This window comes from Georgenia deserti (assembly GCF_042680605.1).
Taxonomy (GTDB): domain Bacteria; phylum Actinomycetota; class Actinomycetes; order Actinomycetales; family Actinomycetaceae; genus Allobogoriella; species Allobogoriella deserti.
The window spans coordinates 117,584-131,763 of sequence record NZ_JBHUEE010000005.1; the positions used below are offsets into that span (position 1 = coordinate 117,584).

Consider the following 14,180-nt stretch of genomic DNA (forward strand, 5'->3'; position numbering starts at 1 on the left):
GGGGCGACCAGATCCTCCCTCTCGAAGCTCGGTGCGAACTCGAAGTTCGATGCGAGCGGTGTTCAGCCTTGTTCAGCCTTGCGAGGCCTGGTTCTCTGCGACCTGCTTGCGCACCTCGTCCATGTCCAAGTCCTTGACCTGCTCCAAGAGCTGGTCGAGGCTCTTCGCCGGCAGTGCGCCGGCCTGGTTGAAGACCATGATGCCGTCGCGGAAGGCCATGAGCGTCGGGATCGCGGTGATCTGCAGCTGGGCGGCGAGGTCCTGCTCGGCCTCGGTGTCCACCTTCGCGAAGGTGATCTCCGGGTTCTCCTCAGAGGCCTTCTCGTAGATGGGGGCGAACCGCTTGCACGGACCACACCAGTCCGCCCAGAAGTCGACCAGCGTGATGCCGTCGGCGTTCACCGTGCTCTCGAACTCCGCGGTGGTGATGTTCTTGGTGGCCATACTTCCTCTCCTGATCGCTGGTGCTACCCGGTGCAACGTCGCGCCGGGTGATTCATTCCCGAGCCGGTCTGCGGACCGATCCCCGGACGCGGCCTCCCGCGGTCTCGCCCGGCGTCCTACGCTTTCGCCATGACCGACACCATCGCCGCCGAGGTCGACGCCGACAGCGGGGTGGCCGTGATCGCCCGGGCGGCCAAGACCGCCTCGCGGGCACTCGCCACCGCCACCCGCGCCAGGAAGGACGCCGCCTTGCACGCCATGGCCGACGCCCTGGTCGCCGAGGCGCCGCGGATCGTGGCCGCCAACGCCGAGGATCTCGACCGTGGACGCGCCGGCGGCATGAAGGAATCGCTGATCGACCGGCTCGCTCTCGACGAGGCGCGCCTCGGGACGATCGCCGACGCGCTGCGCGAACTCGCCGGGCTGCCGGACCCGGTCGGCGAGGTGGTACGAGGATCCACGCTGCCGAACGGACTGCGGCTGCGGCAGGTACGCGTCCCGATGGGCGTGGTCGGCATGATCTACGAGGCCCGCCCAAATGTGACCGTGGACGCCGCCGGCCTGGCACTGAAGTCGGGCAACGCCGTCGTCCTCCGGGGAGGATCCGCCGCCGCGAGCTCCAACGAGGTCATCGTCGACGTGCTCGGACGCGCCCTCGCCCGCGAGGGGTTGCCCGGCGAACTCGTGCAATCGGTGGACCGGTACGGCCGTGCCGGCGCCGTGGCGCTCATGCGCGCCCGCGGCCTGGTTGACGTCCTCGTCCCGCGCGGAGGCGCCGACCTCATCCAGACCGTGGTGCGCGAGTCTCAGGTGCCGGTCATCGAGACCGGTGTGGGGAACTGCCATGTCTATGTCGACGCCGCCGTCGACGTCGACCAGGCCGTCCGGATCGCCGTGAACTCCAAGGTCCAACGTGTCGGGGTGTGCAACGCCGCCGAGACGCTGCTCGTCCACCGCGACGCCGCATCCACGTTCCTGCCTGCGGTGCTCGAGGCGATGAGGGCCGAGGAGGTGGTGGTCCACGGCGACGATCGCGCCGCCGCAGCGGTCCCGGCCGGCCTGCGGTTCGAGCCCGCCACCGACGCGGACTGGTCCACCGAGTACCTCTCGAAGGACCTCGCCGTGAAGGTCGTGGACTCCCTCGACGAGGCCCTCGAGCACATCCGTGCCTACGGCTCCGGCCACACCGAGGTGATCTGCAGCACCGACACCCGATCGGTCCAGCGGTTCACCACCGAGCTCGACGCCGCGGCGCTTATCGTCAACGCCTCCTCACGGTTCACCGACGGTGGTCAGTTCGGCCTGGGCGCCGAGATCGGCATCTCCACCCAGAAGCTGCACGCTCGCGGTCCCATGGGTTTGTCCGAGCTCACGACAACCACCTGGATCGTGGAGGGCTCCGGCCAGATCCGGGAGTAAAGCCGGCGTTGTGCGGTCCCCGCGTGTGTACGCAGGGGAGCGAAAAATCCGTTGAGGCCGTGGCTTCCGCCCCCGTAGCGTCCCGCACCATGATCATGGTGATGGTGCGTCGTGTCCGGGGCGCGGGCCCCTGGGCGCCGAGCGTCGGCACGGCGAGCGTCTTCGGCGCCGGCCACCGCAACCCGGCGGTGGGGCTCTCATGAGCTGAGGCCCGGTTGGGCGCGGCGTCTGGTCGCCGCGGCCGCGCCGGATCCGGGCGAGCTCGTCCTCGACCTCGGGGCCGGCCGAGGAGCGCTGACCCTGCCGCTGACCGAGCGACGCTCGCGCGTGGTCGCCGTCGAGCTGCACCCCGGGCGCGCCGAACGCCTGCGGCAGCGGGTACCTCCCGGTGTGACCGTCCTCGAGGACGATGTGCTCGGCTTTCCGTTGCCGGGCCGGCCGTTCCGGGTGGTGTCGAACCCGCCGTACGCGGTCGCTGCGGCGCTCGTGCGCCGCCTCACCGCCCCCGGCACAGCCCTGAGTGCCGCGCATCTCGTGCTCCCGCGGTGGCAGGTCAACCGCTACCTGGCGCGACCACCGCGCGGCTTCACCGCCGAGGTCGGGCCGCACGTGCCGGCGTCGGCGTTCCGGCCGCCGCCACGGCACGAGAGCGCCGTCCTCGTGCTGCGGGCCGTCCCGGGCCGGAACCGCAGGCGCCCCCGGACGAGGCGACGATGACCGCCTCGGGTAGCGTCCGGAGCGTGGGGGAGCGTCCTGTTGTTCGTGCGCGGCCCAGGCACCGGCTCACACGCCTCGTGCTGACCTGTGCCGCGATCGCCGCCGTCGTGGCCGTCGCCGTCGTGGGCTGGGCGCGGTGGAGCGTGGCCGACGGCGGAGCCGACTGGACGGCCCACGTCCCGGGTGTCGTCCGGGTCGCGGATCACGACGCGCGACGCGTGCTCCTCGCCACGGACGACGGCTTCACCGTGCTGGACCGGCGGGACGGCACCGTCCGGGCGGACCGGCAGCTGGACGTCACTGCCGCCGACTACGCGTTCGTCGACGGCGGGGTCCTCGTCTCCGGTGCGGACGCTCTCGGCGTGGTCACTGACGGCGGAGAATGGGCCTGGCGCGAGGAGACGCCAGACCGCTCGATCGTGGCGGTCGGGCCGGCCCGGGACGTCGTGGTGCTCCGCGACGCCGCCACCGAGATGCTCCTGGGACGAGATGCCCGCACCGGCGAGGACCGTTGGGCCCACCCGGCCGTCGGCATCGCCCGTCCGTCGACGGAACCTCGGAGCCTGGTCGCGGCCCGGCTGCGCGGCACGGTCGGCCGCACCCTCGTCCGGGTCGCGGACGGGACCGCGGTCGGGGCCACCTCGCCCACCGCCACCGTCCGCACCGGTCGCGACGCCGCCGTTGTCCACGACGGGTGTGATCTGCAGATCGTCCGGCAGGGCGGAGAGGTCGTGCCGGTGGACGGACCCGGCGAAGCGAGCGCCTGCACCGTGACCGCCCCCGCGGGCGAGTACGCGTACGTCGAGGTCGACCGCTCGCAGCTGTTCGCGCTCGACCTCGCAAGCGCCAGCATGCGGGCCCTCCCGCTCGCCGCGGACGCGGCCACCCGGCCGTACCTGCACGACGCCGGTCGGTGGCTGCCCGCGGCGTCGCCCACGGGTCTCGTCGTCGGCGACGCCGCCACCGGCCAACTCGCCTCGTCACCCGTGGCGACCGGGCCGTGGCCGCCGGAACGGACGCTTCCCGCCGTCGGCCCGGACGCGGTGCTGGCGCCCGCACGGCCGGAATGGTGGGCCCGAACGGTCGGTGGCGCCGACGGGCCGGCACTCATGCTGCGCCGTCCGGACGGGCGTGAGGTCGCGACGTATCAGACCGACGGTGCCGACGTGCGTGAAGCGCAGGTCCTCGGTCGTCGTGAGGCCGTGCTCGTTCGTGACGACGGCGAGGTGGCGATGGTGCGCTGAGGGCTGCGAGCGCTGGAGGCGGCGGGGTCAGTCCCCCCTCGGGCGTGGGCGCTCGCTCACCGTCGGCCACGGCCCCAGCTCCGGCAGGGGCTGCGGCTGCCCGGCGCGGGCCGCGGTCGGCAGGGTCTCCGGCTCGCGGCCGGCGAGCCAGGCGACGATGTCCCGCAGCTCCCCGCGAACGGTCAGCACACCGTCGCTCCCGGCGGCCCGGGCGTCGTCGTTGACCGGCCAGCGCCGCTCTGTCCCGTCCGCGACCAGGTCAGTCCGGCCCGCACCGGACAGGCGCGGACTGAGGAAGTCGAGTAGATGCCGGCACAGGTCGTCGTCCCACGACCCCGGACTCACGGACACCTGCAGGTCGACGAGATGGATGCGGACCTCGCGCCACCACATCAACGCGACCCCGGACAGCGGCTTGTCACGGTAGGAGGTCGGCTGGTCCCAGAGCTCGGAGCCGCGTTCCGGCCACGCGGCGTCGAGTCGCGCGGCCAGCCGGGTCAGCGCCTCGGCATGCTCCTCGAGCGTCCGGCCGGCCTGGGCCTCGATCGCAGTATCACGACCCTGGCGCCCGCCGTCGTAGAACTCGACGCGCTCGCCGCGGGCGACCGCCTCGGCCTGCCGGGCGGCGGCGTTCCCGGCCCCGTCGATATGGGCGAGGACGTGCCCGCGGCTCCAGCCCGGCAGGGCCGATGGCGCCCGGAGCGCGTCGGCGTCCAGGCGTTCCATGGACTCCAGCACCGTGCGCAGAGCGACGGCCGAATCGTGCACCGCCCTGTCCACGAGGGCGGTGTTCTCGTCAGAGCTGTGAGGCACACCTGCTCCTTCCCGTCGGCTGCCAGCATCCCACGGCCGGCGTGGCCGGGACGACCGTCTCGATGTGGTGAGGAATCTGTTGACGTCAGAGGCGCGAGTGAACGATCGGCGAACCTCGGGTGTCCGGAGGTCTTGACGTGGCGGGTGAACCTGCGAGGGGATAAGGCAATGACCCTGTGCACCCATCTCGATCAGATCGACTACGACGCGGTCGACCCGGATGCGGAAGGGTGCGAGGAGTGCTTGGCCGACGGCGGCCGGTGGGTCCGGCTGCGGGCCTGCCAGTCCTGTGGCCACATCGGTTGCTGCGACTCCTCGCCCAGCCGCCATGCGCGCGCGCACGTGATGGATACCGGGCATCCCGTCGTGCGGGCGTACGAGCCGGACGAGGACTGGTTCTACTGCTACCCGGACGACCTCCTCTTCGAGCTGTCCGGGGCACCGCCGGCGCCGACCCACGCCTGACCTGCGGCGCCCTCGGCGGCTGCGAGCACACCGAGCCCGCGGGCCTGGTTGAATCGACAGCGGTTCAGATCTCCGACCAAGGGGCCTCGCAACGATGCAGCTCACCCGCCGCCAGATGATGGCTGCTGTCCCGGCCGCCGGCCTGCTTGCCGCAGCGGCGCCGGCACTTCGTGCCTACGCCGCCGACCCGCCCGACGCCGGTCGTATCCTGCAGAACACGCTGGCGATGCTGGCAGGAACCGCCGCGTCCAACGCTCGGCCCGAGGTGGCCTCGAAGCTCGAGGCGATCCAGGCCACTGCACGTGACCACCTGGCGGCGATGGACGCCGCCGGTGACGGCGAACTCTTCGCCGGCATGCCCCTCGGAGCGGACGACGCCGCCCTGGCCCGCTCCCACCAGTACCTGTCCGAGATCGCACTGGCCACCCGCACCGCAGGGGTCGACACCGACCTGGTCGAGAACAGGACCGTCCAGCACCGGGTCATCGACGCGCTGGGCTGGCTGCACGAGCACTATCTCGCCGATCAGGACGCCGGCTACTACGGCAACTGGTTCAACTGGGAGATCGGCATGCCGACGCACGCCACCCGGGCCCAGGTGCTGCTCGCCGACGAGATCGCGGCCTACCGGCCCGACCTGACAGCCACGGTGGTGGCCACGTGGGACGCGTATCTGCGCAACGGTGTGGACGGTGACGTCGACCTCGACTCCCGCTTCCACACCGGTGCCAACCTCGCTGACATCACCACGAACCGAATTCTCCAGGGTGCGCTGTTGGGCGACGTCGGCCGGATCACCAAGGCCGTCGAGGACCAGGCGACGGTGTTCGAGACGATCGATCCGTATCACCTCGAGCACGGGGTCACGGACGGGTACTACGCAGACGGGTCGTTCATCCAGCACCATTCCGTCGCCTACACCGGTTCGTACGGCAAGACCCTGCTGACCCGCGTGGTGCAGACCGTCGCGATGGTCGACGGCGCCGCCGACGGGGTCGGCTCCGACCTCGTCGATGTGGTGGTCGGCTGGGTGCGGCACGGCTTCGCGCCGCTGATCTACGAGGGCTGGATGATGGAGGCGGTCAAGGGACGGGCCGTCGCGCGCACTACCAGCGGCTACGTCGACGTGCGCATCGTCGCCGAGGCCGTCGTCGATCTCGCCGACTATGCACGCGCGGCGGACGCGCATGCCCTGCGGGCCTACGTGAAGTACCTCGACCGCACCTCGCCCACCTCGCTGGATCCGGACGGGTTCGTCTCGCCGGTGTCCGTCGCGCGGTTCGCCGACATCGTGGCGGACCCCGGGCTGGACGCGGCCGACCTGTGCCCCGACGAGCACTGTGCCGCGTACAACGCGATGGACCGCACCGTGCACCGGCGGCCGGGCTTCGCGTTCAGCCTCGCCCGCAGCTCGAGCAGGATCAGCAAGTACGAGTACATGAACGGCGAGAACCTGCTGCCGTGGTTCCAGGGCGACGGCGCGCACCAGCTCTACCTCGCGGGCGAGGACCAACGCCAGGCGTACGGGGTCGACCACTACACGACCGTGGCGCCCGACCGCCTTGCCGGTGTCACGGCGCCGGTCGAGGAGCGTCGGTCCGTGCCGGACCTGTACGGCGAGCTCTGGTACGACAACCCGGACCACCCGTTGGAGTTCACCGCGTCGTCGCAGTCCCAGAACACGTACGTCTACTTCCCGCGGGCGACGAACAGCCACTCCGGTGGCGCCGTCCTGGGTGTGTACGGGGCAGCCGGCATGGTGCTCTCCGACGACGTGCCCTACGTCGACAAGCAGGCCGGCGTCCTCCCTGAGGACTTCGTTGTCTACCGCAACGCCGCGGGCACCAAGTCGTGGTTCCTCCTCGACGAGGAGATCGTCGTCCTGGCCGCCGGACTCGATGGTCGGGACGGGCGGGGAGCGGTCACGACGTTGGACAGCCGGATCGCGGCTCCGTCCGAGGAGGTCCGGGTGAGCGGCACGTGGCAGGACGGCACACGCTGGTCCGGCCCGGGGGCCGGTCGGCTCGCCTGGGCGCGCTACGCCAACCTCACCCGCGGCACCGCCGTCGGCTACGCGGTGCTCGACGAGCAGGATGTCACCGTCACGCTCACGGATGTGACGCGCAGTCGCCGTGCGGTGCGCCTGTCGAACCCGGACACCGCCGTGACGAAGAACGTCTTCACGTTGACCGTGGAGCATCCCGCCGGAACCGGCCCTGCCGGGCTTGCCTATGCGATCGTGCCGCACGCCCGGGAGGAACAGCTCGCCGCTTACACGAGCCGCCCGCTGAGCGTGCTGGCCAACACCGAGCGCATGCAGGCCGTCCGGCACGACCGGCTCGGTCTCCTCGCCGCCAACGTCTTCGCCGACGGTGCACAGCAGGTGGCGAACCTGCGGATCGACGGCCCGGCCTCGGTGATCGCCCGCCGCCGTGGTCGTGGTCTCGACGTCGCCATCTCGGATCCCACGATGCACAGGCAAGCCGTGACCGTACTGGTGCGCGGGCGCGCCCGTGCTGCCGAGACCGAGGTCGACGGCGTGACGGTTCGGCGGGTTCCGGGCGGCACCGAGGTCACGGCGGACGTCCACCAGGTGTACGGCGCAAGTCGCACCGTGACGTTGGTGTGACGGCGGGACCGCCCCGTCCGACCGGTTTGGCGCCGCGAGCCCCGGTCCGTCTCGCGAAGGCGCGTCGACGCGGCCGCCCGCGAACCCATGCAGCCAACCTCAATGTCAGTCGCAGCTGCCAGGGTGGCGACATGGATCAACGAATCTCCTTCGTGACTCTGGCCGTACGCGACGTCGCCGTCGCACGCCGGTTCTACGTGGACGGACTCGGATGGCGCCCAGGGGTCGAGGCGCCCGGAGTCGTCATGATCCCGGTCGGTGAGCGCGTGATGCTCTCGCTCTGGGACGAATCCGAGTTCGAGGCCGAGGTCGGTCCGGTCCGGCGCGGCAGCGGCCTCGCGCCGATCACGCTCGCCCATAACGTCGCCAGCCCCGAAGCGGTCGACGGCGTGCTCGAGACGGCCCGGCGTGCCGGGGCCGATCCCGTCACGGACGGCGTGACCCGTGCCTGGGGCGGCTACACCGGATACTTCGGTGACCCGGACGGCTACCGATGGGAGGTGGCCTGGGCCCCGGGCGAACTCACCGAGCGGCTCGTGCCGTGACGACTGCACGCATCAGCAGGGATTGGCGGCCTACCGGTCGCCGGTCTCCTCGGGTGCGTCCGGCACCGCGCAGCCGTCGGGGCCGCACACGCCCATGGCTTCGCCGGTGAATACCTCCAGGCCGCGGACGGGGGTCAGGGGTAGGGCTGGTGCCGGCGGCTGCTCCGGTTCGGGGGCATCGTCTTCGATCCGGCTCACCGTGCTACCTCCGCCGCCGTGCGCCTTTCCTGTGCGACCTGGCCGAGCGCCTGTGCGAAGACCGCGGCCGGCTGCGCGCCGGAGACGCCGTAACGCCCGTCGATGACGTAGAACGGCACGCCGGCGATGCCGTACGCGCGCGCCTGAGCAATGTCCTGCCGCACGGCCTCGCGGAACGTGCCGTCCGCGAGGGCACGACGGACCTCCGCCTCGTCGAGTCCGACCTCCGCACCCAGTCGGGCCAACTCGTCGTCGTCGCCGAGGTGTCGCCCCTGCTCGAAGTAGGCAGAGAAGAGCTGCTCGACGAGGTCGAGCTGGACGCCCCGGGCCTTGGCCAGGTGCAGGACCTCGTGCGCCTTGAGGGTGTTGGTGTGCCGAAGCGCGTCGTAGTCGTAGGCGAGGCCCTCGTCGGCGGCGAGCGTGGTCATCTGGTCCAGCATCTGCTCGGCCTGCTCGCGGGAGATCCCCTTGTAGCCGGTGAGGAAGTCGACCTCGGATCCGTCGAAGTCGACCGGGGTGTCCGGTGCCAGCTCGAAGGAGTGGTACGTCAGGGCGACGTCGCCGCCGAACTGCCGGACACCCGACTCGAAGCGGCGCTTACCGACGTAGCACCACGGGCACGCGATGTCGGACCACACGTCGACGACGATCGGTTCGCTCATGCCCAGGACAACCTCGGCCGGGTCGGGGACATTCCGTCCCGGCCGTGGCTGCCTCGGCGCGGTGGCGTCATCCGGCGTCATAGAGGCGGTAGGGGGCCACCTCCTCGGCGAAGTCGTCCAGCTCCGATTCGAAGCCGGCGAGGATTTCGTCCGGGTCGACGTCGGCCTCGAGCTGCGCACGGACGTCCTTGCTGCCGGAGAGCAGGTCGATCCAGCACTCGTCCTCCGGCGACTGGCACTGTGCACCTTCACGCCACTCGACCTCCTCGATGCGGTCGAAGAGGGCGTCCAGGACGTGCAGACCGACCCGCAGGGAGGCGTACTCGCCGGGGTCGGTGATGTGGATCTCCAGGCCGCCGGAGAACTCGCCTGCGTGCTTGCTGGCCGACGGCGTGGCCGAGGCGGGCCGGAACCGCACGCCCTCGAGTCCGCGGGCGTTGAGGTCGTCGGCGAGCGCCCAGGATTCGGTCTCGTCGATGAACGGCGCACCGAACCACAGGAACGGCGTGGTGGTCCCGCGGCCCTCGGAGACGTTGATGGACTCGATGAGTCCGGTGCCGGGGTATGCCAACGCGGTGGCGCGCGTGGGGATGTTCGGCGAGGGCAGGACCCACGGATGGTCCCACTCCTCGACGATGTCGTCGGCGCTGTACCCGGACATTTCGACCACCTCGAGATCGACCGGGGTCTCCAGCAGCTCACCGTTGAAGTACCGGGCGAGCTCGCCGACCGTCATCCCGTGCTGGAGCGGGATCTCGCGCAGGCCGACGAACGAGCTGAGCTCCGGATAGTCCAGGACCGGTCCGGCCATGTGATCACCCAACGGATTCGGCCGGTCGAGCACCATGAAGCCCGTGCCGTTCTCGGCCGCGGCCTCCATGGCGTAGTACATGGTCCAGATGTAGGTGTAGAAACGCGCGCCGATGTCCTGGATGTCGAAGAGGAGTACGTCGACGTTCGCGAGCATCTCCGCAGTCGGCTTCCGGGTCTCGCCGTAGAGCGAATACACCGGCAGCCCCGTGCGCTCGTCCGTGTAGGACTCGACGTACTCGCCGGCCGGCACACCGCCACGGACTCCGTGCTCGGGCCCGTAGAGGGCGGTGACCTCGTAGCCGCCGGACTCCTGCCCGGCGACCAGGGCGTCGATCACGTGTGTGAGGTCCTGCGTGACGCCTGTCGGATTGGTGATGAGCCCGACCCGCTGTCCCCGGAGTGGCTCGAGGTCCTCGAGCAGGGCTTCGACGCCGAGGGTCAGTGGCTGCCGCCCCGGTGGGCCCCCGGGGCGGTCCGGCGGCGGGCCTGGACGGTCGGTCGGTGGGCCGGTCCGGTCGGCCGGATGGGCGGCGGCCAACGAGCCGGCGACGCCGACGGCGAGGGCGGCGCCCACGGCGGCGGCGTGGCGGGAGAGTGATCGCATCGTCTGACCTTTCTCGTGTGCTCAGCGCCTCGGTCCGGCGTGGTCGGGTGGTCCGGCGTGGTCGGGTGGTCCGGCATGATCCGGACGGCCGGGGTAGCTCCGGCCGTACCCGAGCGGCAGCAGCGTCTCGCTGCCGTCGGCCGTCGGGACGGCGACCGGAAGCGTGCCGCGGGGATTCAGGTCCCCCGCGAGGGCGCGCACCACGGCGGCGTAGTTGACGGCGCCGTATCCGTAGCTGTTCAGGACCGCATCTGCGCCGTCGAACACGTTGATGTCGTACGGATTGCGCGCCGCGACGACCGCCACCGGTGTACCCGTCCCGGCCAGCGCCGTGACCATCTGTTGCTGGGCTGGGTTGCCGCTGGCGTTGTACGAGGTGAAGACGACGGCGTCGGCGTTCTCGGCCGCGGCGACCGCGCGCTCGCGGTACCCGGCCGAGGGCGACGGTCCGTTCTCGTACTCCTCGATCACATCGAAACCGCGGTCGGCGAGCATCGCTCCCAGCCGCTCCGGCCACGCACTGCCGGCACCGACCACCAACACCGTGTCCTCACCCGGGTCCAGGGGCAACGTCCGGTCCTCGTTGCGTAGCAACGTGATCGAGGCGTCGGCGATCGTCGCCGCCGTCTCGAGGTGTCCGTCACTGCCGACGACGTCTTCGACCGCTGCCGGGTCGGCGTACGGGTCGTCGAGGACGCCGCGTTCGGCCTTCCAGCTGAGGATCCGTCGGACGGATTCGTCGAGACGGTCCTCGGTGAGCTCGCCGTCGTCGATCGCCTGCCGGACGCCGGCGATCGAGGCGTCGACATCGGGGGAGTTGAGCAGGATGTCCGAGCCCGCGCGGATCGCCTGGACGGCGATCTCTTCCTGGCTCCAGTTCGCCGCCAGCGCGTCCATGTCGAGGGCGTCTGTGGTGATGAGGCCCTCGAAGCCCAGCTCCTCGCGGAGCAGGCCGGTCAGAACGGCGGGGGAGAGGGTTCCCGGCAGCTCCGGGTCGATCGCGTCGACGATGATGTGGGCCGTCATGATCATGTCGACGCCCGCGTCGATGGCCGACCGGAACGGGGCCAGGTGCCGCTCGAGGGTCTGCCGGTCGTACGTCACGCGCGGCAGCCCGTAGTGCGAGTCCGTCTCGGTGTCCCCGTGACCCGGGAAGTGTTTCGCAGTGGCTGCCACGTGCTGTTGCATGCCCGTGATCTGGGCCGCGCCGAGCTCGCTCACGGCCGCGGGATCGGAGCCCATCGATCGGATGCCGATGACGGGGTTCTCCGGGTTGGTGTTCACATCGAGCACCGGGGCGAAGTCCACGTTGATGCCCATCGCGCGCATCTCCGAGCCGAGGATCTCCCCCTGGGCGTGGGCCAGATCGGCGTCGGCGCTCGCGCCGAGCGCCATGTTTCCCGGCAGTTCGGTGGCGGGCGGGCCGATGCGCGCCACGAGTCCGCCTTCCTGGTCGATGGTGACCGCCAGCGGGATGCCGGGCCCGCCGTCCCCGAGTGCCGCCTCCTGGAGGCCGTTGCTGAGACCGGCCACCTGCTGGGGGTCGTTGGTGTTCCCCGACCATGCGAAGTAGAGCACACCGCCCAGGTCGTACTTCTCGACCACCTCGGCGGGAGTGTCCACGCCGTACCGTGCTCGGTTCTGCTCGGCCATGGAGGTGTCGTGCGCCGACGCCCCGTAGACATGCGTCCACGTCATCTGCCCGATCTTCTGCTCGAGCGTCATGCCCGCGATGAGGGTGTCGATGTCGGTGTCACCGCTGTTCGCCGCGCCGGCGGGCGCCATGCCGGCGAGCACCAATCCGGCGGCTGCGGCACTCGTCGTGGCGGCGAGCCGTCTCGATCCTGGTCTTCTCACGGATACTCCCGTCGCTCGGGCGCCTCGTCCGGACGGGTCCGACGGCGCCGGTCCGCCCGTCGCGGCTTCGTCGCCGCGACCGCGCCAGGCCAAGCAGGCTAGAAGTGACTGCCCTCGCTGTCAAGAATTTCCATGCGACCCTACTGGTCCTGAAAATGACTTTCAGGGCTTCGAGTGTGGGTGGGTGCTGGTCCACTGGGGATCCAGAGACGTCGCTCGAGGCCGAATCGAGGAGGAACGCTATGGCGGCAACCATGCAGATCACGTTCGATGCCGTAGATCCGGGTCGGCTGGCTCGCTTCTGGGCCGAGGTCGTCGGTTACGTGCTGGAGCCGCCGCCGGCCGGCTTCGCCACGTGGGACGAGGCGCTCGATGCCTGGGGCGTCCCGGTCGAGAACCGGAACGACCGCTCGGCACTCGCGGACCCTGACGGCGCCGGGATACGGCTCTTCTTCCAGAAGGTTCCGGAGCCCAAGACGTCCAAGAACCGCCTGCACATCGATGTCCGTGCGGCGATCGGTCTGGAGTCCGCTCCCCGCATGGCCGAACTCGAAAGGCGCGCGGCCGAGCTGGTGGCGATCGGGGCCACGCGCGTCCAGCGCTTCGAGCCGGACGCGATCGACGCGGGACACCTCGTCATGCAGGACCCGGAGGGGAACGAGTTCTGTCTCGACTGAGCCGGCCGCGGGTGCTACTCACACAAGCACCACCTTGCCCGTGGTGCGGCGCTCCTCCAGATCGCGGTGCGCTCGAGCAGCCTCTGCCAAAGGGACCTGGTGGGTGTGGATGCGCCATTGTCCCGACGCCGCGCGGGCGAGAGCCTCTTCTTGGTATCTGCGTAGGTCTCCGGGTGGCTCGGCGCGCGGCCCGACGACAGCGCGTGCGGTGATGCGTGCCCCGTGCGCCACCTCGTCGTCGTCGAACTCGTTCCGGTCTCCGGACGACCATCCGTGAACGATCAGTCGGCCGTCAGGTCGCAGCAGTCGGGCCGCTGAACTACCGCGATCACCGCCGACGCCATCGAGGACCGCCGTGGCCGAGCCGCCGAGGCCTCGCAGTGCGGTCAGCGCGTCGACGTGCCAGCCGGGAGCCGAATAGTCGACCACTGCGCAGGAGCCCTGCCAGTCCTGCGCGGCGGGGTATGACCGCCTTGCCAGATCCTCGACGAGCGATACTTTGTCGGAGCCGCCGGCCAGGGCGAGCACGCGGGCGCCGGCAGACAGTGCCGCTTGCACCAGGAGCGACCCCATTCCGCCCGCCGCGGCCGTCACGATCACGGTGTCTGCCGCCGTGATCGCCGCGACTTCGAGGGTCATCACGGCGGTTCGACCGGTCCCGATCATGGCCACGCCGTCCGCGGTGGCGAGGTGAGCTGGCAGGTCGTGCAGGGCGTCGACGTCGACGACCGCGTGGCGGGCATAGCCGCCGCCGTCCGGGCGCGGACCCAGGTGGGCGGCGACGCGGGCGCCCATCCAGGAGTGCTCCACCCCGGCTCCGAGATCGACGATCGTGCCGCCCACCTCCCGGCCGGGAATCGCCGGCAACGTGGGCAGCGGCACCGGCCCGACGGTCGCGCCGCGACGGATGGCGGTATCGAGGAGGTGAACCCCGTGAGCACTCACCGCGACGAGGACCTGCCCGTGGCCGGGGGTCGGGTCGGGGACCTGCTCGAGGGCCAGGGTCTCGGGAGGGCCGAAGGCGTGGTGTCGGACGGCATCCATGGTGGCTAGCCTCGTACCTGAACCATTGTTGAGCTCAAGCCCCGAGGTG

At 71.0% G+C, this 14,180-nt stretch carries 14 protein-coding genes; 7 read left to right on the forward strand and 7 right to left on the reverse strand.

Annotated elements, in window-relative coordinates:
- Window positions 1–72: 72 nt before the first annotated feature.
- On the reverse strand, window positions 73–444 hold the full coding sequence (gene trxA, locus ACFSE6_RS10630) for a thioredoxin (RefSeq protein ID WP_388006293.1): 372 nt from the start codon (window positions 442–444) through the stop codon (window positions 73–75).
- Window positions 445–573: 129 nt separating this feature from the next.
- On the opposite strand from trxA, the gene ACFSE6_RS10635 reads away from it, so the two are divergent.
- The 3 genes from ACFSE6_RS10635 to ACFSE6_RS10645 all read left to right on the forward strand — a co-directional run bounded on the left by ACFSE6_RS10635 (window position 574) and on the right by ACFSE6_RS10645 (window position 3,824).
- Complete coding sequence (locus ACFSE6_RS10635) at window positions 574–1,863, forward strand: glutamate-5-semialdehyde dehydrogenase (RefSeq protein ID WP_388006296.1); 1,290 nt, start codon at window positions 574–576, stop codon at window positions 1,861–1,863.
- Window positions 1,864–1,974: 111 nt separating this feature from the next.
- Entirely contained in the window at window positions 1,975–2,580 is a 606-nt protein-coding gene (locus tag ACFSE6_RS10640) for an rRNA adenine N-6-methyltransferase family protein (protein ID WP_388006299.1), read from the forward strand.
- Between the two features lie 23 nt (window positions 2,581–2,603).
- Window positions 2,604–3,824: a hypothetical protein gene (locus tag ACFSE6_RS10645; RefSeq protein WP_388006302.1), complete on the forward strand. Its 1,221-nt coding sequence runs from the start codon at window positions 2,604–2,606 to the stop codon at window positions 3,822–3,824.
- A gap of 27 nt (window positions 3,825–3,851) precedes the next feature.
- Here ACFSE6_RS10645 and ACFSE6_RS10650 read toward each other — a convergent pair whose 3' ends face one another.
- The gene (locus tag ACFSE6_RS10650) at window positions 3,852–4,637 is read right to left on the reverse strand and encodes a maleylpyruvate isomerase family mycothiol-dependent enzyme (RefSeq protein WP_388006305.1); all 786 of its coding nucleotides are present in this window, start codon (window positions 4,635–4,637) and stop codon (window positions 3,852–3,854) included.
- Between the two features lie 168 nt (window positions 4,638–4,805).
- On the opposite strand from ACFSE6_RS10650, the gene ACFSE6_RS10655 reads away from it, so the two are divergent.
- The 3 genes from ACFSE6_RS10655 (at window position 4,806) to ACFSE6_RS10665 (ending at window position 8,276) form a co-directional block, all read left to right on the forward strand.
- Window positions 4,806–5,102, forward strand: a complete 297-nt coding sequence (locus ACFSE6_RS10655) for a UBP-type zinc finger domain-containing protein (protein WP_388006308.1) — start codon at window positions 4,806–4,808, stop codon at window positions 5,100–5,102.
- Window positions 5,103–5,196: 94 nt separating this feature from the next.
- The gene (locus ACFSE6_RS10660; protein WP_388006311.1) at window positions 5,197–7,731 is read left to right on the forward strand and encodes a polysaccharide lyase family 8 super-sandwich domain-containing protein; all 2,535 of its coding nucleotides are present in this window, start codon (window positions 5,197–5,199) and stop codon (window positions 7,729–7,731) included.
- Window positions 7,732–7,862: 131 nt separating this feature from the next.
- The gene (locus tag ACFSE6_RS10665; RefSeq protein ID WP_388006314.1) at window positions 7,863–8,276 is read left to right on the forward strand and encodes a VOC family protein; all 414 of its coding nucleotides are present in this window, start codon (window positions 7,863–7,865) and stop codon (window positions 8,274–8,276) included.
- Between the two features lie 30 nt (window positions 8,277–8,306).
- Here ACFSE6_RS10665 and ACFSE6_RS10670 read toward each other — a convergent pair whose 3' ends face one another.
- The 4 genes from ACFSE6_RS10670 to ACFSE6_RS10685 all read right to left on the reverse strand — a co-directional run bounded on the left by ACFSE6_RS10670 (window position 8,307) and on the right by ACFSE6_RS10685 (window position 12,410).
- On the reverse strand, window positions 8,307–8,474 hold the full coding sequence (locus ACFSE6_RS10670; RefSeq protein WP_388006317.1) for a hypothetical protein: 168 nt from the start codon (window positions 8,472–8,474) through the stop codon (window positions 8,307–8,309).
- On the reverse strand, window positions 8,471–9,136 hold the full coding sequence (locus ACFSE6_RS10675; RefSeq protein WP_388006320.1) for a DsbA family oxidoreductase: 666 nt from the start codon (window positions 9,134–9,136) through the stop codon (window positions 8,471–8,473). The genes ACFSE6_RS10670 and ACFSE6_RS10675 overlap by 4 nt, the downstream gene beginning before the upstream one ends.
- Window positions 9,137–9,203: 67 nt before the next feature.
- A complete protein-coding gene (locus ACFSE6_RS10680; RefSeq protein WP_388006323.1) occupies window positions 9,204–10,553 on the reverse strand; it encodes an exo-beta-N-acetylmuramidase NamZ family protein in 1,350 nt (449 codons plus the stop codon).
- A 21-nt stretch (window positions 10,554–10,574) separates the two neighbouring features.
- Entirely contained in the window at window positions 10,575–12,410 is a 1,836-nt protein-coding gene (locus tag ACFSE6_RS10685; RefSeq protein ID WP_388006326.1) for a glycoside hydrolase family 3 protein, read from the reverse strand.
- Window positions 12,411–12,652: 242 nt separating this feature from the next.
- Here ACFSE6_RS10685 and ACFSE6_RS10690 point away from each other — a divergent pair, with 242 nt between their 5' ends.
- Complete coding sequence (locus ACFSE6_RS10690; protein WP_388006329.1) at window positions 12,653–13,087, forward strand: VOC family protein; 435 nt, start codon at window positions 12,653–12,655, stop codon at window positions 13,085–13,087.
- 18 nt (window positions 13,088–13,105) lie between these two features.
- Here ACFSE6_RS10690 and ACFSE6_RS10695 read toward each other — a convergent pair whose 3' ends face one another.
- On the reverse strand, window positions 13,106–14,131 hold the full coding sequence (locus ACFSE6_RS10695; protein WP_388006332.1) for a zinc-binding dehydrogenase: 1,026 nt from the start codon (window positions 14,129–14,131) through the stop codon (window positions 13,106–13,108).
- Between the last annotated feature and the right edge of the window lie 49 nt (window positions 14,132–14,180).

What these genes read in the sequence shown, in the direction of transcription:
- trxA (WP_388006293.1), bottom strand. Translation starts at nt 444, where the DNA reads ATGGCCACCAAGAACATCACCACCGCGGAGTTCGAGAGCACGGTGAAC.
- ACFSE6_RS10635 (WP_388006296.1), top strand. Translation starts at nt 574, where the DNA reads ATGACCGACACCATCGCCGCCGAGGTCGACGCCGACAGCGGGGTGGCC.
- ACFSE6_RS10655 (WP_388006308.1), top strand. Translation starts at nt 4,806, where the DNA reads ATGACCCTGTGCACCCATCTCGATCAGATCGACTACGACGCGGTCGAC.
- ACFSE6_RS10660 (WP_388006311.1), top strand. Translation starts at nt 5,197, where the DNA reads ATGCAGCTCACCCGCCGCCAGATGATGGCTGCTGTCCCGGCCGCCGGC.
- ACFSE6_RS10665 (WP_388006314.1), top strand. Translation starts at nt 7,863, where the DNA reads ATGGATCAACGAATCTCCTTCGTGACTCTGGCCGTACGCGACGTCGCC.
- ACFSE6_RS10675 (WP_388006320.1), bottom strand. Translation starts at nt 9,136, where the DNA reads ATGAGCGAACCGATCGTCGTCGACGTGTGGTCCGACATCGCGTGCCCG.
- ACFSE6_RS10680 (WP_388006323.1), bottom strand. Translation starts at nt 10,553, where the DNA reads ATGCGATCACTCTCCCGCCACGCCGCCGCCGTGGGCGCCGCCCTCGCC.
- ACFSE6_RS10690 (WP_388006329.1), top strand. Translation starts at nt 12,653, where the DNA reads ATGGCGGCAACCATGCAGATCACGTTCGATGCCGTAGATCCGGGTCGG.
- ACFSE6_RS10695 (WP_388006332.1), bottom strand. Translation starts at nt 14,131, where the DNA reads ATGGATGCCGTCCGACACCACGCCTTCGGCCCTCCCGAGACCCTGGCC.